This is a genomic window from Bacillus tequilensis KCTC 13622, from assembly GCF_000507145.1.
GTDB lineage: Bacteria > Bacillota > Bacilli > Bacillales > Bacillaceae > Bacillus > Bacillus tequilensis.
Map to the genome: position 1 here is coordinate 1 of NZ_AYTO01000004.1, position 240 is coordinate 240.

A 240-nucleotide genomic window follows, 5' to 3' on the forward strand; every position below is an offset into this window, starting at 1 on the left:
CTCGTTCAGCGTCACCCAGAATGCCGGGATCATGTAGTCCGGCAGGGTTTCCTTCAGTGCTGATTTCAGTGCTTCTATATCAGCGGTTTCCGGTGTGACGTACGCCGCGATCGCTGTATTGCCGCCTTTATCTTTGACAGCTGACACCGCCGCATCCTGCACGTCAGAAAGCTGGGCAAGCTGGACTTCGATTTCCGACAGCTCGATCCGGTAGCCGCGGACCTTGACCTGATGGTCGAT

The 240-nt window shown here is 56.2% G+C and carries 1 protein-coding gene; it reads right to left on the bottom strand.

Annotated elements, in window-relative coordinates:
• Positions 1-240: AMP-binding enzyme (locus V756_RS01000000121655; protein WP_032681562.1), on the bottom strand; the 240-nt coding region annotated here is incomplete at both ends.